General features: G+C 55.8%; 13 protein-coding genes and 1 pseudogene. 9 read left to right on the top strand and 5 right to left on the bottom strand.

The window, feature by feature from the left end; genetic code table 11:
• Nucleotides 1-741, bottom strand: a pseudogene (locus GRI39_RS14545) (IS5 family transposase); the annotation flags it as partial.
• Between the two features lie 227 nt (nt 742-968).
• Complete coding sequence (locus GRI39_RS05045) at nt 969-1,946, bottom strand: GAF domain-containing DNA-binding protein (RefSeq protein ID WP_160738644.1); 978 nt, start codon at nt 1,944-1,946, stop codon at nt 969-971.
• Between the two features lie 307 nt (nt 1,947-2,253).
• Between GRI39_RS05045 and GRI39_RS05050 the strand changes: the two genes are divergently transcribed.
• Together GRI39_RS05050 and GRI39_RS05055 are read left to right on the top strand one after the other, a co-directional pair.
• A complete protein-coding gene (locus GRI39_RS05050) occupies nt 2,254-2,475 on the top strand; it encodes a hypothetical protein (protein WP_160738645.1) in 222 nt (73 codons plus the stop codon).
• Nucleotides 2,476-2,510: 35 nt separating this feature from the next.
• Nucleotides 2,511-4,481, top strand: coding sequence for a YadA-like family protein (locus GRI39_RS05055; RefSeq protein WP_160738646.1), 1,971 nt, complete (start codon nt 2,511-2,513; stop codon nt 4,479-4,481).
• An 884-nt stretch (nt 4,482-5,365) separates the two neighbouring features.
• Here the strand turns inward: GRI39_RS05055 and GRI39_RS14760 are convergent.
• Both GRI39_RS14760 and GRI39_RS05065 read right to left on the bottom strand, forming a co-directional pair.
• A complete protein-coding gene (locus tag GRI39_RS14760) occupies nt 5,366-6,736 on the bottom strand; it encodes an ATP-binding protein (protein WP_160738647.1) in 1,371 nt (456 codons plus the stop codon).
• Between the two features lie 16 nt (nt 6,737-6,752).
• The gene (locus GRI39_RS05065) at nt 6,753-7,421 is read right to left on the bottom strand and encodes a response regulator transcription factor (protein ID WP_160738648.1); all 669 of its coding nucleotides are present in this window, start codon (nt 7,419-7,421) and stop codon (nt 6,753-6,755) included.
• A gap of 255 nt (nt 7,422-7,676) precedes the next feature.
• On the opposite strand from GRI39_RS05065, the gene GRI39_RS05070 reads away from it, so the two are divergent.
• The 7 genes from GRI39_RS05070 to GRI39_RS05100 all read left to right on the top strand — a co-directional run bounded on the left by GRI39_RS05070 (nt 7,677) and on the right by GRI39_RS05100 (nt 16,357).
• Nucleotides 7,677-8,462, top strand: a complete 786-nt coding sequence (locus tag GRI39_RS05070; RefSeq protein ID WP_160738649.1) for a nucleoside/nucleotide kinase family protein — start codon at nt 7,677-7,679, stop codon at nt 8,460-8,462.
• 39 nt (nt 8,463-8,501) lie between these two features.
• On the top strand, nt 8,502-9,248 hold the full coding sequence (locus GRI39_RS05075; protein WP_160738650.1) for a nucleoside/nucleotide kinase family protein: 747 nt from the start codon (nt 8,502-8,504) through the stop codon (nt 9,246-9,248).
• A complete protein-coding gene (locus GRI39_RS05080; protein WP_160738651.1) occupies nt 9,248-10,606 on the top strand; it encodes a lipopolysaccharide biosynthesis protein in 1,359 nt (452 codons plus the stop codon). The genes GRI39_RS05075 and GRI39_RS05080 overlap by 1 nt, the downstream gene beginning before the upstream one ends.
• Nucleotides 10,603-11,436, top strand: coding sequence for a hypothetical protein (locus tag GRI39_RS05085; RefSeq protein WP_160738652.1), 834 nt, complete (start codon nt 10,603-10,605; stop codon nt 11,434-11,436). Before GRI39_RS05080 ends, GRI39_RS05085 begins: the two co-directional genes overlap by 4 nt.
• A gap of 341 nt (nt 11,437-11,777) precedes the next feature.
• On the top strand, nt 11,778-12,572 hold the full coding sequence (locus tag GRI39_RS05090) for a glycerophosphodiester phosphodiesterase family protein (protein ID WP_160738653.1): 795 nt from the start codon (nt 11,778-11,780) through the stop codon (nt 12,570-12,572).
• Nucleotides 12,573-12,649: 77 nt separating this feature from the next.
• A complete protein-coding gene (locus tag GRI39_RS05095; RefSeq protein ID WP_160738654.1) occupies nt 12,650-15,382 on the top strand; it encodes a TonB-dependent receptor in 2,733 nt (910 codons plus the stop codon).
• Nucleotides 15,383-15,475: 93 nt separating this feature from the next.
• Entirely contained in the window at nt 15,476-16,357 is an 882-nt protein-coding gene (locus GRI39_RS05100) for a glycerophosphodiester phosphodiesterase family protein (protein WP_160738655.1), read from the top strand.
• Nucleotides 16,358-16,384: 27 nt separating this feature from the next.
• Here GRI39_RS05100 and GRI39_RS05105 read toward each other — a convergent pair whose 3' ends face one another.
• Nucleotides 16,385-19,378, bottom strand: a complete 2,994-nt coding sequence (locus GRI39_RS05105; RefSeq protein WP_160738656.1) for a TonB-dependent receptor — start codon at nt 19,376-19,378, stop codon at nt 16,385-16,387.
• Nucleotides 19,379-19,410: the final 32 nt, after the last annotated feature.

Below are 19,410 nucleotides of genomic sequence, written 5' to 3' on the forward strand. Positions count from 1 at the left end.
CGAGTTGATCATAGCGTGTCGCGATGGCGCGGTTGATCTTGAGGCGTCCGAAGAAGCGCTCGATCTGGTTGCGCTGCTTGTAGAGTTTCCTGTCGTGCTCGATCGGCACACGGCGGTTTGATCGTCCGGGAATGACGGCCTCGATACCGCGTTCGGCAAGATCGGCGCGAATGGCGTCGGCATCGTATCCCTTATCAGCCAGTAGCGCCTTGGGTGTTTGGTCTGCCATAGCGATCAGGGCGTCATAGGCCTTGCAATCAGCGGCTTCGCCGACTGTCAGGTGGAGGGCGAGCGGTCGCCCTCGTCCATCAGCCAGACAGTGAAGTTTACTGGTGAACCCGCCCCGCGAGCGGCCAAGAGCTCTTCGACGAGTCCCCCTTTTCCGCCCGCCGCCGAAACATGGGCGCGAACCGTAGTGCTGTCGATGCTGTAGTGGCCGCTGTCCGCCATGATCTCGGCCAGTGTAACCGACACGGCCTCCCAAACCCCGGCATCGCTCCATCGCCTGAACCGCCGATAGATCGTGTTCCAGTTGCCGTATTTTGGCGGAACGTCGCGCCAGGGTGTGCCGCAGCGAAGTCGCCAGAGAATGCCGTTGATGATCGCACGGTTCTCTTCAGGACGTCGTCCGCGCCCACGGTTCGACGCATCAATCGGAAGCAACCCCTTCAAAACACGCCATTCTGCTTCGGTAAGATCACCCCGACTCAAGCCCGCCTCCAAAAGGCAGCCTTGAATCAACCCGCCATCGCAACGTCAACCAATTTGTCCACGCCGCCTAGCCAGGTCGTGTGCCGACTGAGGTTTTACCGTTTTCTAGCCTGTCCAATAAAGCGAATGCTCTCGTCTGGTAAAGGCTCGCTTCGCTTACTTCGTTATACGGTCCGCAGTGCACGATACTGACTGCCCGAAGTAGCTTCACCAACTGCTTCGACGGACTTGACCCCACCTTCCAGCTTCGATGATCTCTACATTCCCAGTCGGCGACGAACTTCGGGCACCTGGCTGCGCGCGACCGGCGTGGGGCGTTTGCTCCCTTTGAGGATGAGCTCGGGGTCTTGCCCACGCGAACGGCGCTGAAAACGCTCTACTTTGCGTAGATTGGCAATCGCGGAGCGATGGGTCCGCAGGAACATCTGTTCGGGCAGAACCGAATGCCACCAGCGTAGCGGACGATCGTCTGACACGGTCTCCCCGCTCGCCAGGAGGATTGTCGTCCCGCTGCCGTCGGCCTCGACCGAGCAGATATCCTCGGGATCCACGCCTCGCGCCGAATGTCCGCTGCGAAGGTAAAGCCGCGCGGAGGCACTGCTTGTCGGGGCGATCAGTTCGCGCGTAAGCGGCGCCCCTTCTATCCGGCTGACGCCGATCAGCGCCGCAATCTGGGTGAGTGCATGCACTTCGCTTTCCATCCAGTCACGCTGCTGACGGTTGCAATCGAGGCCGATGCAGGCGATCAGCCCTTCCTCCGCCATCACCGGCACCGTCAGCGTGCTGCGAATACCCTGCAAGCGGAATTCGCGCTGCATTGAACGCATCCCGCGCCCGAGCAATTCGACATCGTTGATCGCCAGGGTCTGTCCCTCCCTGAGCGGCAGCAGCATGTCGCCGATCATGGTGACGGGGACGTCCTGCAGATCCTCAACATGCGAAGTGATCCCGCTGGCGCACCATTCGTTGGTGTTTCGCATCGTAGTGAGATCGTGGTTGAAGCGGAGTACCCAGGCCCTGTCGGCGCGCGCCGAGCGCCCGATGAATTCAAGCACCGCGGCAAGACCCGGCTCGAACGGCTGCGACAGGAGCAGGCGGGCCGCCACTACCGCCCAGCAATCGGGGCCGAGCATGTCGGGAAGGGCACCAAATTTCCACACCGCGACCCCACCGCCGAGCCGCGGATGCGCTTCGGAGTGCATTTCTACTTTCGGATAGCGGTGTTCAAAACCCATGGATGTCGCCTGCGAACTTGGGTGGGAAGGAAAAACTGCGAACCAATCCCGTAAGCTGTGGCGCGCCGATGAGAAACACCTTTGTGCCGCCAATACCCGAGCACTCCTTTTCCCGCGCTAGAATCCGCTTGATTTTGCAATTCAGCATCCATTGTTGCAACTCGGCAGCCGCTTGTTGCGGTGCGCGTAGCTGCCTTGCAGTCTTTGGCCGCACAGGGGTCAAAATGGCTCAGGGGGCGGAATTCGGGGGGGAACCAAGTTTCCGAATGCCCCCAGACATGATTAGGAAAGACGTTCGGGGCGCACCGTGATTGCTTCAAACCCGCGCGCTGGTGCGTGCTTATTGTCGTTGGCTGCCGCGATCGCGCTGCGGCCGGCCTTCATTCTCGAAGGCGCGATCCTGTTGGTACGCACGGGCTTCTCGCAGCGCAGGCCCGACAAGGCCGCTTGTCTCGGCACGGCCGAGCGCAGTCCCATAGTCGTGCCGAAACTCCATCTCCCCGGCCTGTCCGCCGTCCTGACCGCGTGACTGTTCCCCTGCTTTGTACCATCCGGAGAAAACCCATGCCGAACACCTTCCAAAAACTCTCCCGCAACCTTCTTGCCGGGACCAGCGTGACGATCCTGGCGATCATCGCCGCCCCTGCCGCTGCCGATTCCGGCGCTGAGTGCAACGCTGGCTCGGGATTGCACTCGACTGAGTGTGGTGAGTACAGCAAGGCAACTGGCCGTTACAGCACCGCCATAGGCCACAGGAGCGAAGCAAGTGGCTCTGACAGCACCGCCTTAGGCACAGACAGCACGGCAAGTGGCAATTACAGCACCGCCTTAGGCACAGGCAGCAAGGCAAGTGGGAATGACAGCACCGCCTTAGGCACAGACAGCACGGCAAGTGGCAATTACAGCACCGCCTTAGGCACAGGCAGCACAGCAAGTGGCAATAACAGCACCGCCTTAGGCCGTGACAGCGAAGCAACCGGAGACCACAGCACCGCCCTAGGCGAAGACGCCGAGGCAACCGGTCAAAACAGCATCGCCATAGGCGACTGGACCAAGGCAAAGGGGGTTTACAGCACCACCATAGGCCGACGCAGCTGGGCATTCGGCGATTACAGCACCGCGACAGGCGGACGCAGCAGTGCAATGGGCGATTACAGTACCGCCACAGGTAACCAAAGCTATGCAGACGCCATTTATAGTGTAGCGCTCGGTCATCAAGCCTACGCCGCCACCGGCGCTACCGGCTCTCTCGCTCTGGGCAGTTTTTCTGAGGTGCAGAAAAACGTCACCGGCGCTGTGGCGCTCGGCTTCCGTTCGGTCGCGACGCGGTCCGACACCATTTCGGTCGGCAGCGCGGATTTGCAGCGGCAGATCGTCAACGTTGCGGCAGGGACCGAGACTACCGATGCGGTCAATCTCGGCCAGCTGAATACCGTGACCGCCGCCGCCGCCGCCGCGCAGAGCGCAGCCGATCTCGCGCGTGCCGAAGCGAATGCCGCGCAAAAACGCGCCGACGAGGCATTTCAGAACGCTGCCGCTGCACAGACCACGGCAAATACCGCCCGGGAGGAAGCGCGCGCCGCTCAACTTGCGGCCGATAAGGTCACCGGCGACATGACCGAGGCGCAGGAGGCCGCCGACGCGGCATTCGAGAAAGCCGTGAAGGCGCAGAGCGCCGCCGATCTGGCCCGCGAGGAGGCTCAGTCTGCGCAGAAGACGGCCGACGCGAATGCCGCCGAGCTTGCCTTCTTCGAAAGCAACTCCACCGGCCCCGGCGCCACTGCCTCGGGCAAGGATGCGCTCGCCATGGGATCGGGTGCCAGCGCCAGCGGCGAACGCTCGGTGGCGATCGGTTATCAGGCGCAGGCGCAGGACGGCCAGGCCGTGTCGATCGGCTCGGGCAATATTGCTTCGGGAGACGGTGCGGTCGCGATCGGCGATCCTAACCGTGCCACCGGCACCGGGGCAGTGGCGCTTGGGGCGAACAACACCGCGACCGGCACCGGGGCAGTGGCGCTGGGCAATGAAAGTTCGGCCATCGGCGAAAGCGCCATCGCGCTCGGCAACGGCGCCAGCGCGACCGGCAACGGTGCCGTGGCGATCGGCAGTGGAGCGGTCGCAACACAGGCAGGGCAGGTCGCGATCGGTTCGGGCGAAAGCACCTATACCTTCGCCGGGATTGCGTCCGATGAAAGCAATGCCCGCCAGTCCGGCCCGGTCATGCTCGTCACCACCGATGCGCAGGGCAATCTGGGCACGACCAGCTTCGATCTTTACGAACTCGTAGCGAGCGAGCGGACCGCGACCAATCGCGGGATCGCTGCTTCGGTCGCGCTGACCGCGGCGCCCATGCCCTCGACCCCTGGGCGCATCAGTTATACTGCGAACACCTCAATCTATCGCGGCCAGGCCGCCTTTGGCGCCTCGATTGCCGCAAGGGCCAACACCGAAGAGCCCTTCGCGTTTACCGCCGGCGTTTCCTATGCAGGAGGCAAGAGCACCACCGCACGTGTTGGAGTGATTGGAGAATTCTAGTACTCTTTGGGCGATCACGGAGGAGGGTCTGGTTTCGCTCCGGGCCCCTCCCCTACAGAGACAATTCCAGCGTGCCACAGCTACTGTCAATCTGGCCATTGGCCTGAAACCAAGCCGCTGAGCCAAGATTGGCGCACTATCGCCCCAACGTCTGCTTTTAAGTGGACAGGGCGATGGGTGGAATGCCCGAAATAGGGCGCAAAGCTGGCGATACGCTTCTGGCCATTCAATTTGCAGCTTATGTCAGAATCTGCCGTTCGCGATGTTTTATCTGAACGCCCACCTTTGGTCGGGAGGCGGCGCTGTAGGAACGGCAGCCACTCAGCCCCCTACCTCTGACCCGGAGCTTCGCTTATTGTCCGGTTTCAGGCGCTCTCCCCCCTCCCCTTTCAAAACAATTTCTAATGAATATCCGAGCCAGCACCGCTAGCATTGTGACTGCACGAATTCGTATAAAACTGCGATTGAACCTGAGAATTCAGCTTTCCTGCCCAGCACGATAAATTCAGGCTGCACCAAAACCGACAGGGAAAGCAGGCAGGGAGGGAGTGAATTACGTTTGTGGGGGGGTGATAAATATTCGACTGCTTTTCGCTTTTAAGTATCTTCCCCCGCGGAACCACCCTGCCCATCTGACGATGCAACGGCTACACTAAGCGCAAGGCCTAAATTAGCAGTGTCGAACAAGGCATAAAGGGCGCTTGTGCTGGCCTAGAGGATACCGTGCAATTTCCTGTCATTCTGAGGCCACTGAGCGTGACAGTCGCCCCTTCACGGGGGCGTGGATCGAAGCAGCCTATGGCCGGCCATACAATTTGGAATAAAGCCAGTGCGTTTTGACATGCCGGAGAGAGCTTTTTACCCGATTTTGAAGACACATATGATTAGCTTGCTGGAAGCCGCAAGATTACCAGCAGGCCGGGACCATCTTGACGATCCTGCAAAATAAGCGTGCCCCCCATCAGTTTCATAGCAGTGACTGCAATTGCAAGGCCAAGGCCACTTCCCGATGAAGGGGAGGTTCCTCGCTCAAAACGGCGCTGCAACCGCTTTCGATCTTCAACTGGTATACCTGGACCTTTATCTGCGATCATAATATCCAATCGCTCGGAACTGCGGACCATGGCAATATCGACATGACCGCCCTCACCAGCGTGCCGCACCGCATTATCAATCACTGCCGATAAAGCTATGGTTAGCGATGAAACATCGCAGGGCCAACGTACAATATAATCCGGGTTGACCGTGAACTGTATGCTGTCTGACGGAATATCCAACAGCGCTTCAGCGACAACATCAGAAACAATCGCATGAATATCGGCCGACCTTCGTGAGAGTTTGACAGTATCCAGCCGTGCATGAATTAACATCCCGCCGATCAGGTCACATGCACGGTCAACACAGGCAATGAGACGGGCTATATCGTCCTCATGAACATTTGGCAGAGATTTGTGAACCAGTTGAGCACGTGCCCGAATGGCCGCTAGGGGTGTACGCAATTCATGAGCGATATCATCTGTGAAAGCCTGCTCACGCTCATAAGCCTGGTCAAGACGGGCAAACAGGGTGTTGAGCGCAGTAATAACAGGCCACAGGTCGCTGGGCCATTCAACAGGGTCTAATGGCTTCAATTCTGCGAGCGAACGAGCATTCAACGTATCTGCCAGCCGGCCAATGATTGAAAGGCTTTTCCGTAAAGTCAGCCATAGCACCAACACACCGAAAACGAGCAGCAATGTCAGCGGTGCGGCCAGTTCTTGCAGTGCCATCATGACCGAAAGCCCTCGGGTAGAGGCGCGTTCAGCAACAACAACCAACAGCCTGGCATTTTTGCCTGCTAAACCATAGCTGCGCCATTCGCTGGAAACGACAACGAAGTCATGTAAACCCGGCTCCCGGGGAAGCTGTTCAACCGGTGTCCCCCAACCCGATTGGGCCACAGCTCGGCCATCCCAAAACACGGCAAACATGCAACAATCGTAAGAGGCATGAAACGCCTTCTTCTCTTCCGGAGAAAGCAACAAATCACCGTTGGCAGACAGTACCTGATCATGCGCAACCAATACGCCAGCCGTTAATTCATCCTGCATCATCATGTTAAGCAAGCGCGCAGCTTTCATAAGCTGCGCATCCGATGCACGATTACTTTCACGGTCGGCCACATTGTACAGGAGAAATCCCATGCCCATGCCTGTCAGTGCCAGCAGCAACAGCAGCCGGCAAAACAGTCGAACAGCAAGGGAAGAATGTCTCACTGAGTGCCTATGTTCTTCATGATATTTTACCACCAACCATATAGCCTAAGCCACGCGCCGTACGAATGAAATCGCGTCCGAACTTGCGCCGAAGCGAAGAGATGGCAACTTCAACGGTGTTGGATTCTGCCCAATGCTCCTGATCGTACAATTCGCCTTCCAGATCGGTCTTTGATACAAAACGTCGTGCTCGCCGGACCAATAATGCCAATATTCGGAATTCCTTGGCTGTCAGCGACACGCGCGTCCCGTTCAGGCTGGCAACTTGGCCGGTGAAATCGATCGTCACATCTCCGACACTGGCAATGTCACTCTGCCTACGATCCTGTCGCCGTAATTGCGCCCGAATACGGGCAGCCAGCTCCTCCAAATCAACCGGTTTCACCACGTAATCATCAGCCCCGGCATCCAACCCATCAATGCGCTGGCGCTTACGATCAAACGCAGTGACAATGATTACAGGCGTTGCATCGCCTGTGTTGCGTAAATGGCTGAGTACATCGAGGCCCGTCATCTGAGGGAGCCCGATATCAAGCAGAAGAACATCATATTTGGTCACAGCAGCAGCGGCGAGCGCGTCATCTCCCCGCACGTACAGATCGACTACATACCCGTCTAACTCAAGCGACTGCTTAATAGCCGGACCAAGATCAGCATCGTCTTCAGCTACCAGCAGGCGAGGCAAGACAGAGCTCCAGTACGGAAAACATTCAACCTAAACTCTGGGTTACCCTAGCTCGCAGTAACGGTCAAACCGCCTATCAGCTTCACCGAACTGCCATAGGCAAGCTACCTTTCAGGATTTGCCAGCGCCTTTTGTTGCATTTTTTTGACAATCATCAGGCTCTCATCAGCTTCACGTTCTAGCGAGTGAATTAACCCGCTGAGGCAGCGCTGAACTGCGGCTGCCCACATCAAGAACAAGAACGCTGAAAATATAATGACGAAACATCACACACGCCGCGAATTGATCGGCGCTTCTCCCATCAACTCCGAACTCGTTGACTACCTCAATCAAGCCCGGTCACCTTCTCACAACCAATTGGCGCCGTGTGTCGCGCTCATTGGTTGTGACGGATCAGGAAAATCCACCTTGGCGCGCGACCTGGTCTCCCTGTTAAACCGAAACATCAACACACGTTCGGTCTATTTGGGTCTTGGCACCGGAGACTTTGGCCGACGTATTGCTAAACTGCCACTCGTCGGCGGAGTGGTCTCTCGATTTCTACAAAACAAGGCCAGCAAGGCACATGAAGGACGCGACAAGCGCTTGCCCGGATTAGCCACGGCGCTGGCAATGTTCGGTCTTTCGCTGACCCGCCGCCACCGGTTCCGTGAGGCCTTGAAGTATCGCAAAAAAGGCGTGCAAATTGTTACGGATCGCTATCCGCAAGCTGAATTGGCTGGCGGCTTTGATGGCCCAGGGCTTAACTCGGCTCGTAAAGGTTCTCCTTTGGTAGAATATCTCGCCCGCCGCGAACAATCAATCTACCGTCAGATGGCAGCCTATCAGCCTACTGTCATCATTCGTCTGAATGTGGACGTGGACACTGCTCTTGCTCGTAAAGCCGATCATGAGCGCGCCCTGCTCGAAAAAAAGATAGCTGTGTTGCCAACTTTGAGCTTCGCCGGCGCGCGAATAGTCGACATTGATGCTACACGCCCTTACGGAGACGTGCTGGCTAGCACCCTTGCGGTGTTGCAGCGATTTGGACTGCGAGCGTAACTTCACGCTTACAATTGAATATTTTCGGACCTGACGGCGATGCAAGACCTCAACTCTGCTCAATCTCCGCTGCCCCCGCTTATCGCGGTTGTGGGCTGCGATGGTTCGGGCAAATCCACTGTTACTGAAGAGCTAAAAAAGTGGCTAAGCACGCAGGGGCCAACCCAGATATGCCACCTTGGTAAGCAGTCCGGCAACATTGGCAGGCGTATCGCACGATTGCCACTGCTTGGGAAACGCCTCGACAAATCAATTCATTCCAAGGCCCAGAAAGCACAGGTCGGTGACGGCCCCAAATGGCCCGAAGCCACAGTCATCTGGCTGTTTTCAATGCGCCGTGTACGCCGCTTTGCCCGCATGATGCGCTTACGCCGCCAAGGCTTTACAATCATTGCAGATCGGTTTCCTCAGCTAAGCACACCCGGCCCAATGGACGGGCTCGGCCTTGCCAATGCCAAGCGTGGGGGGGCAGTTGCCCTGCTCGCCAGAAAAGAGCGGCAAAGCTATGAAGCGATGGTAGCGAACCGGCCCGATCTGGTTTTGCGCCTGAATGTATCACTGGAAGTCGCCCTGGCCCGCAAACCCGATCACCGCCCCTCCTCACTCGCGCGCAAAGTCAACGATGTGCCCAAGCTGAGCTTCGGAGCGGCACCCATAGTTGATATCAATGCTGACCAGCCACTTGAAGATGTTCTTGCTCAGGCGAAGGCGGCAATCGCTGATATGCTAGCGGCCAGAGAAAACTCAGCGGCAGATAACGTTTCCAATATGGAAATTGCTGGCTGATGAAAGCCTTGAAAGTCAAGGAATGGTTCGCTGATGGGGTATTGCGTACGATTATACGTAATGCGTGGTATTTAGCCTCCAGCAAGCTTGTCGGTGCACTACTTGGATTGATTGCACTGGCCTGCGCAGGTCGTGGGCTAACGCCGGCGCTGTTTGGTACGCTGGTGCTGATCCACGCCTATGCCAACGGCGTGGGGGCCGTGGTGAAATTCCAGACATGGCAGCTCATCGTCCGGTTTGGTGCACCAGCTCTGGCCAGAGGTGATGTTGATGAATTGCGCGATGCCACCGGGTTTGCTTTTGGCCTGGATATCGTCAGCGGCCTTATCGGGATGGCTGGCGGCCTGATCCTTCTGCCATTTCTTGCGCATAGCTTTGGTATCGGCTCAGAAAACCTCGGCATCGCGATGTTTTATTGCACTCTCATCCCGACAATGATCGCCGCCACCCCCACCGGCATCCTGCGCGTACTCGACAAATTTGATCAATTGGCCGCCCAGCAATTGGTGACTCCCCTCATTCGATCAATCGGCGCAGCGATCACCTATTTTGGAGATTTTGGCTTCGTCGGTTTTGTGCTGACCTGGTATATTGGTGATCTGGCCGGAGACTTATGTCTGTGGGTGATGTCAGTGCGCGAGCTGCGCCGCAAGGGTATCCATAAAGCGCTGCATCCCGGCCTCTTAGGTCCGGCAAAACGGCTGCCTGGTGCATGGAACTTTGCCTGGACAACCAATGTGTCCCATTCGATCTGGGCGGCATGGGGACCGATCAGTAATCTCATTGTCGGTGCCCTTCTAGGCCCGGCAAGTGCTGGCTTGTTCAAAGTCGCCGCGACCTTCTTTGATTCTGCCAGCAAACCCGCCGATTTGATGAGCCGTAGTTTTTATCCGGAGATCATGCGGCTCGACCCGACTGGCCAGCACCCTTGGCAATTGGCCATCCGCAGCGCCTTCATTTCAGGTGCGATTGGGTTTCTGATCTTGCTGCTGGTGATGGTAGGCGGCGCACCATTGATCGGTCTGGTCTTTGGTAAACACTATATCGAAGCGTTTGATCTATTGCAGTTGATGACCGTGTCACTGATCGTAACAATGGCCAGCTTTCCGCTCGAATCCCTGCTCTTCATGGCGGGGCGCCAGCGCTCTGCCATGTTCGCGGAGGGCGCTGCAGTCTTATGCTATGCAGGTTTTCTGGTAGCCCTGACCCATCTGTTTGGCCTCAACGGTGCAGGCTTTGCCTATATTGTCGGAATTTGTCTCAAAACGCTGTTTATGCTCATCCCGACCATCTGGGCTTATCGCAAGCGACATACGCTTTCGCACCTCATCGCAAGCCAATCCGGTCAAACGTCATGAATGATGCCACCTCCCGCCAGACATTTTCCCCTGAAACACTGGATGCGCTCTTCGAAGCGGTCGATACAGATGATATTGTTGACCCGGTTGTTAGCCTGCCCAACCCGGTGCCGATGGCCTGTACCAGCCAAACTATGCGCGCATGCCTCGATCTGTGCTTGCAGTTCTGGCGTGAAGGTGCGGTTCGGTCTGACATGATCGGGCTCACCAATACTCTGCTTCAAAAGGGCGATTTGTCAGGCAAGGAGCGTGTTCGCTACAAACATATCCGGGCAAGATACAAACATTTGCGCTTTGCCTTGGTCCTCTATGGCCAGCGCCATAAGGCCCCTTTTCTGTTTCGTTGCACGGTAGCGGTAATGGGGCACCTTCAGGATGCTTTCCGCAATCACCAAAGCCGGACAACGGCTGCGTATGCCTTGTTACTGAGAGTATTGCTCAGTTGGCCGGTATGGCTGGCAGTCCAGCGTGAAATGGAAACGGTCAAGATGGATAGCGAGCAGGGCTTCCTAACCTTTAGGCAAGCCGAATTCCAACGACTTGCCGAATGGCTGGAAAGCGGAACGCTGACCGCTCATCGCTTTCACACAATCCGCAAGATTATCAGCCGTCAGGTGTCATTCTACGACACGATGAGAACCCTTGCCCCCAATGAACAACTCTATCGCATGTCTCGCTTTCTCAGTGCCATCAATGGCTTGATGGGCAGTATGCACGATGAATTGGTGGAGCAGGCTGGGAGAGGCCAGCGCGATTATCGACGAGATGATGTGCTGATGCCTATGAATATTCGCTCAAGATTGGATGAACTAATCGCTCAGTTCGGATAAGGCTTCTCAGTCCAGACGAGCGCTTTCTCGGCCTAAACTACAGATATTACGAAGATTTTTGACAATCTTCACACAATTAAAAAATCTGCTCAACTGTGTCAGATAATGCCCCCTCCGCCGTCGAGTAATCAGAGGCCGCGAATATTGCGGCACGGCTTGATGCGGGGAATCACGAGGTGCGGGGAGTTTTCAAGAGTGCGCTGGCCAGCGTTCCCAGATGGGGAATGGCTGTAGCTGCTGCAATTTGCACATCTCTATGGCCAGCCCATGCCCATGCAGAACAGACTCAAAGCCACAGAGAGGTGCTAGAAAGGCACCTAGCAGGACCAGATGGCACCATCATGATCGTGGCCCACCGGGCTTGCTGGATCGGCACTTCCGAGAATAGCATCGCAGCAATTCATGCTTGCATCACTGCCGGTATCGACATGGTCGAACTGGATGTACGCATGACCAGCGATGGTGTGCTGGTGCTGATGCACGATGCAACGGTTGACCGCATGACGGAAGGGACCGGTCAGCTTTCAGACTTAAGCTGGGCACAATTGCAAAAGCTGCACCTTCGTGCAGATCGTGGACACGGTACCCCGCTTACGCAAAACCGCATCCCCACTTTCGAAGACGCCTTGCGCGCGGCGAAGGATCGTATCCTCATCAACATTGATGCGAAAACCGATAGGATCGAGGATATCCTCGCTGTGGTAGACAAGGTTGGCAGCCGGGCGCAGGTGCTCTTCAAGGCAGAAGCGCCGGTCGATCACATCCGCGCAAAAGCACCATGGATCGATCAGGTGCATTTCCAGCCGATCATACGCCAGCCTGCCATGCAGAAAGATCCAGCCGCTATAATCGCCAGCTATGACACGATTGGGCCGGTCAGCTATGAAATCGACATCAAGGATCAGGCCTTCACGCCGGTTCTAACGCCGCTGATTGATGCCCGTTGTGCACGCTATTGGATCGATACGCTGGCGGGGCGTGCCTATGATGATGATGTTGCCATCAGAGACCCGGATCGGGTCTGGGGCCGCCTGTTTGCCCATGGCGTTAATGCGATCCAGACAGACGCTCCCCTCGAGCTCAAAGCCTATATCGAACGGACCGGCGCCAAAGCACGTAGCTGTTCGCCGCCTTAGGCACTGCGGCGCCTGCCATCACTCAAACACCTGAATTTTCATAACATTGCTTCTCAATGGACGGGATTACTGTACCTATGAAACACAAAATTACGTTTCACCAGGCTGTTGCAGCCTGCGCACTCATCGCCGGTTTCGCTGCCACGCCACTCCATGCTGAAACCACTAAAGACGACCCAAAAGCAGGCAAAGAGGGAGATCGTGAGAACACGATCGTCGTCACCGGATATCGCTCTTCCAATACGGCGACCATTGAAGCCAAGCGCAATGCCACCGGCATCACAGATTCCATCGCGCAGGATCAGGCAGGTTTGCTACCTGATCTGACCATTGCGCAGGTTGCCCAGCGTATTCCCGGCGTCGCTCTGGTGCCTGACTTTGGCACGTCGAACGACCGTTCACCCGATCTGGCAGAAAGTGTGCTGATCCGCGGCATGGGTTCGAGCTATAATCTTGTGACCTTCGATGGCCTCCCCCTCGCCACGACTTCGCAAGACAGCCGTGGTGCGCGGATCGAATTGCTGCCGCCTTCCTTCATCAGCCGCATCGATGTGGTGAAGACGATCACCGCCAATCTCGACCCTCATGCTTTGAGCGGCCAGTTGGACCTGATTACTGCCAGTGCCTTTGACACGAATGAAACGTCGCTCATCACACGCGCGTCGATTGGCGACAATTCCGCCGCTGGTAGCAATGATGTGAAGCAGGGTAAGAACCTGCGTGCTGATGCCACTTTCAGTTCCCCTTTCGGCCAGAACAAGGATTTCGGGATTGTCGTTTCCGGCTCCTTCTCACGCTTTTATTCGAGCAATTATGACCAGAAGCCGGGAGCCGTCGATAATAGCTACCGCCTGTATGACCGTGATACGAACAAGGAAATCAGCGATTATAACGATCTGAGCAACACCAACGGCTATTCCGCTGCGTCGCGTAACCAGATCTTCGTTTATGATGACAAGGTGACCCGTGCCTCGGGTATCGTGAAGCTGGAATATAATCCCAGTGAAGCAACTTACGCATCCATTTACACTGGCTATTTCTACCAGAAGGAAGATGAGGTCCGTAACGAATATCTGGCGTCTGCCGATACCGGCAGCGCTCCGCTCGATCAGACGGCAACGTCGGGCACTTGGGCCAAGGGCAAAACAGCACTTGGCTATTCGCACCAGCCACAGAAGCGTGAAACCTTTGTGGTTTCCGGTATTCTGGACCAGCAAATGGGAGACAATTTTGCCGCGCATCTGCGTGCCACACATTCGCGGGCCCGGCTCAACACCATCCGTGACCGTTCAAAATTCAGCATGAACAAGAACACCGCTGATGGCGCTTTCTCTTACGATTTAAGCGCTGGCTACCCGGTACTTTCATTTGATGATCCGGATTATGACAATGATCCAGCCAATTATCTCGAAGGCTATATTCAGCATATCACACAGCGTGCCGCTCAAAATCTGACCTTCTTCGGTGGGAATATCGACAATAATTTCGGTCGCAATGAAACCGGCCTTGGGTTCAACATTGGTGCAAGCTTCCAAACGACCGATCAATCATACGATCAAGGGCGTGTCGGTGGCCTGCTGCTCGATGCGAATGGTGACAAGCGGACGATGGAAGATTTCGTCCGGCCGACCCGCTTGAAGACAACCGACCCTAATGTCGATTTCCTGTTTATCGATGATGCAGCCTATCGCGATGCATGGATTGCTGCTGGCTACCCCAATACAGGAGATGACAGCGACACGGATATTTCAAGCGACTATCAGTTGAATGAAAAAGTCTACGCTGCCTATGCAGAAAGCGACTACAAGACTGATAATCTCTACATTCGCGCAGGCCTGCGCTTCGATTCCACCAAGAACAAAATCGACCTGTGGGCACAGGATGATAATCTGCCCGCAGAACCCAATGATGCCGCCCAATATGTCCGCACGCATCGTGAAGCGGATTACCACTATCTCCTGCCATCAGTGATCGCGAGTTACGATTTCGGCAGCGGCGTGATGCTCCGCGCAGGATATAGCAAGACCATTGGCCGCCCGAATTTCTCTTATTACGCGATCAGTGAATCCATCGGCTTGCCTGAAGATAGCGACGAAAATTACATCAGCATCACACGTGGCAATGCCGATCTCAAACCTCGGACATCAAACAATTTTGATGCTTCGCTGGAATGGTACCCTTCAACGGGCAGCATGTTCTCGGTTGCAGCTTTCTATAAGGATATGAAGAACCTCATCTTCATGCAGAATATCACCCAGGACAATTACGAATATAAGGGTGAGCTTTATACTGCCCGTATCAATACGCCGATGAATTCGCAGAGCGCTTCATTGAAGGGGGTAGAACTGTCAGCCCGGCAGGATTTCCGCGATATCGCTTCGGGCTTCTTCAGCAATTTTGTTGCCTCGGCCAACGCCACATTCATTCAGGGTAAGCAAACTGTTGTTCAGGGCGATGAATCCATTCGCCATGTGGACGGCCTGGAAGCGCAGCCCAAATATCTCGCCAATGCCACGCTGTCTTATGAAAATCGGTCCTTTGGTGCCTCAATCGCTTACAATTACGTTGGTGATTATCTGAAGTCGATCAATGAGGACTCTGAAGCCTTCGATATCTTCAGCAAGGGACGCGGTGAGTTTTCAGCACAAATGCGGTGGGAAGCACTGGATGGCGTGACTTTCATTCTTGAAGGGCAGAACCTCACCAAATCTGAGATTGAATATTATCGCAAAATGCCAACCGGACGGCTGCTCGCAGAGCGAAGCCAGAAAGGCCGTGTGATCTGGCTTGGTGTCAACGCTCGCTTTTGATGCCCCCTGGCAGCTTGGGCCGGACAGATATGATCTTGTCCGGTCCACTGTGCACAAGCGTCAGCACCCGCACGTGAATTTCAGGATATTACAATGACCAGAAAGATCCCAAAACGCAGCCTGTTTGTCATGGCCACCTGCGTCACACTTATGGCGGCGACACCGGCATTGGCTGAACCATTTTGCGGCAACACTGCGCGGATTGCCGAACTGGAGCAGCAACGGAATAATCCTGCAGGGCCGGTGATGCTTGCATCCCACCGTGCCGGCCATTTGAAAGCTCCGGAAAACTCGCTTGCCGCTGTCGACGAAGCGGTCGCCGCCGGAGCAGACTTTATCGAGATTGATGTGCGTGTTTCAAGCGATGGGGTCCCCTTCATCATGCATGACAGCACCGTCACCCGCACTACCGGCGCGCAAGGCACGGGCGAGGATATGACCTATGCCGAACTCCGCAAACTGCGGCTGCAAGGCAGTGACGAACCGCCACCAACCCTGCTGGAAGTGCTGCGGCACAGCTGTGGCCGGGTGCTGGTTATTCTGGATATGAAGACGGACCGCATCGCTCCGGTGGTGGCCACTGTCCAAGGGTTGGGGATGCTCGATCAGGTGCAGATGTTTGACGATGACAGCAACGTGCTGCGCGCCAGCCGGCAAATTGCGCCACAACTGGAGGTGATGACACGGCTACGGGTCGGCCGAAAGCTTGATGAAATAGACCGTGGCCTTGCGCCCGTTCAGATCGTTCATGGCGATCCTCAATCTCTTACCCCAGAGTTCCAGCGCAAGATTAAGCAAATTCCTGCACGTATCTGGGCCAATGCGTTGGGTGATACTGACGAGGCAATGGCCTCGGGTGCTAAAGACACTTGTGCCAAGCTCAATGAGCTGACCGGAATGGGCGTATCTGTTATCCAAACCGACTACCCTGCCCTTTTGCGCCAGACGCTGCATCGCTGCAGGGACATGAAATAATTCGAGCTGCTGGGGTGTCGATCCTGTTCAGGCGCCGATGCCCCACACCAGACTGAGACTGATCGTACGCGGGACAGCATAGCTATCCTTCAGCCACCTGTGCTCCGGCCCGGTCAGGCTTGTGACGCGCTCTTCAGTGATATTGGCAATATCAAGCACCACACTTGGCCCCGCCTGAAAGCGGTAACGGGCCTGAAGATCAAACTGGTGACGCGGCGCCCAATAGATATCCTGATCGGGTCTGTCCGGGGCCAGGCTGCGCAAGGCCAGGCCGGTAGCATTGTAAGCGCCACGCAGTTCAAATGCGCCATCATTGTAAAACAGGCTGACATTCCCGATCCGTTCCGGCTGGGAAACAAAGCGCGGCACATGCCGTGTCGTCCCATCGCTGCGCAGCACCTTGATGGCACCATCCAGAAGCGTCCAGTTTGCGCTAAAGCCTACATGGGTGAGGTGGTGTGAAACAGGTCTGAGCGAACCGATCATGGCATTGAGCTCCACTCCCGAAACATGCGCGGCATCTGCATTCACGGGCCTGTGCACTTCGGCATAGCGATAGAACACACCATCCATTGCATAGCCCTCAGTCTGCGCCTCAAATATCTCATGGCTGATCGCCTTATGGAACAGTGCCGCTGACAGGAAGCCATTGGGCTGGCCAGGCATTGTCCATTCAAAACTCAGGTCAAAATTATCAGACAGGCGTGGCATGATCTCGGGGTTACCCAAAGTGACACTCACGCCTTTGGCATCAGGATCGCCAACCGTAGCGCCTTGAGCAAATTCAATAACTGAACGCGGTGCATAGTCCTCATAGTCAGGGCGCCCAATTGTGCGGCTATAGGCAGCCCGGACCCTCAATTGATTGCCCGGCTCCCAATCAGCCAGGAGCGAAGGCAACAACCGAGTATAGTGCGCTGAACTGGCTTCGGGTTTCCATTCCTCCTCAATTTTCGAGAAATTGTCGGTTTGTGCGCGGGTCTGTTCCAACCGAAACCCACCAAGAATGTCGAGCCCCCCATTGGACAATCGCGCCGTGGCATATGCAGCCAGATTAGTCTCTCCATGGGTAAAATCATCGCGCAAATTATCGTCGAGCGTATCGGATTGAAATATGCTCTGCCGGTTTTGATCAAACAACCGCCAGGCCAATGTCGGATCAATCACGATAAAGCTCAGATGCTCCTGATTGAACGGCAACCGGACGTCCGTTACCTTCCCCACCTTATTGAGCGTCAAACTCTGGTCTTTGGAGCGATATTGAACGTTCTGATAATGGTAAGAAAAGCGTGCATCTGTGTATGACAGCCCCGCCGCGAAGCCTGCACCGCTTTCGCCCCGTTCCATATTATGCCGCCAATCAAGCTGGGCAACTCCAATCCGTGAGCGCGCATGTCGCTCACGTTTGCGCCAATAGGCCGGGCCATAGTTGGCAAGGTCATAATAGGCCGCTGGTGGCGGGTTGAAACTGTATTGGAATGCGGATGTGTCATAACCAAAGCCGAAGTTTCCAGCAGTTCCAGCATCGGCATTACCGCCGGTAAACTTCACCATCTTGTAGGTTTCCTGCAAAGATGCGCGGGAATAACCGGCCGCAAATTGCATCTTGTCATGCGGCGATGCCTGCCAATCCGCCACAAATTGCGCAATGCGGGTTTTACTATGCGTCACCCCATCCCGATAACCGACCTGCACCTCTCCTCCACTGAACCGCCCTGAAGTGGGGGTGATATCCTGAACTTCGTCAGAAAGCGGCGCGATAATGATCTCATTGCGGGTGTAGCCATCACGAAAAAGCAGATTGCCGCCGAACATGGACAAATGCCAGTCACCCAGCTCAGCCTCTGCCCTTGCGGTCAGCCCCCAATGGCGACGGTCGCTACTGTTGTGCCAATATTTATCCTGTCGCGGCACCGCCATCCACGCACCGCCCACAGGATCGTCAATCTTTTCACCAGCGACATTGAAGAATTCTAAATAATTGCTGTCGCTCGTTCCGTGGATATCGCTGTTATTTTCGCGATGCCGGTAATTGGCAGAAAGAACGATGCCAAATTGATCGTCGGAACCAAACGTATCGCTGGCGGTCAGCGAAGCATGTGTTCCCAGCGGCGCTTGTGAGCGGATTTCGCCATGGCGACTTGAAACAGCAGCACCTCCATCCACTGAGACATATCGCTCCCCGCCATTTTCAAAAGCGCTACGGGTCCGCAGATCAATCGCCCCACCGATCGCATTGGGGTTGAGATCAGGCGTGAAGGTCTTGATCACAACCAGACTGCTGATCACCGAGGCAGGCAAAATATCCAGCCGAACACCTCTGCTAACGCTATTGGATTGTGCATCGGGGATACCGGTTGAGGCAACTGCCAGACCGTTGATGGTGACATTGTTATAAGCTTGGGACAGGCCCCGCACTACCGGAGCGATAGGAACATCGCGGGGATGCTCATTATCCGCAATCGGTAACACGGAGACGCCCGGAATGCGGCGCAAAGCATCTACGACAGTGCTATCCGGAAGACGCTGCACATCGTCCGCTGCAACGGCATCCGAGATGTTCACTTCACGCTCTTTAATCGCAATGGCGGCCTGATCGGCCAGGCGCTGGCCAATCACGATTAAGGGTTCCGGCACTTTCTGGTGCGGCTGTGGTTTCCTACTCTCAAAACTATCGGCCTGTTGTCGCCTCACCGGCCTTGCCTTTGGTGCAGGGACAATCAAAAACACTCCGCCACTTTCACGAAATGTCAGCCCCGTTCCCTGAAGCAGCACACGCAAAGCTCTACGCACTGAATATGTCCCGACAACACCTCGTGTCTTGTGTCCATCCAGAACTCTGGGATCAGCAATAATCTGAATATCGCTCACCTGAGAAATCATCGGGAGCGCATGGGTAAGATCCCCAGCAGGAATATTAAATGTAGTCTGCTTGGCCGTGGCAGGGGTAGCATCTGCCACCATGGCGATAGTGGCGGCACACAAAATGGCTATGACCGAGCATCTATCGTGCCCGATCATGATGACCGGACAGCGGGAAAATACACTTTCTC

Source organism: Altericroceibacterium indicum, assembly GCF_009828105.1.
Taxonomy (GTDB): Bacteria; Pseudomonadota; Alphaproteobacteria; order Sphingomonadales; family Sphingomonadaceae; genus Altericroceibacterium; species Altericroceibacterium indicum.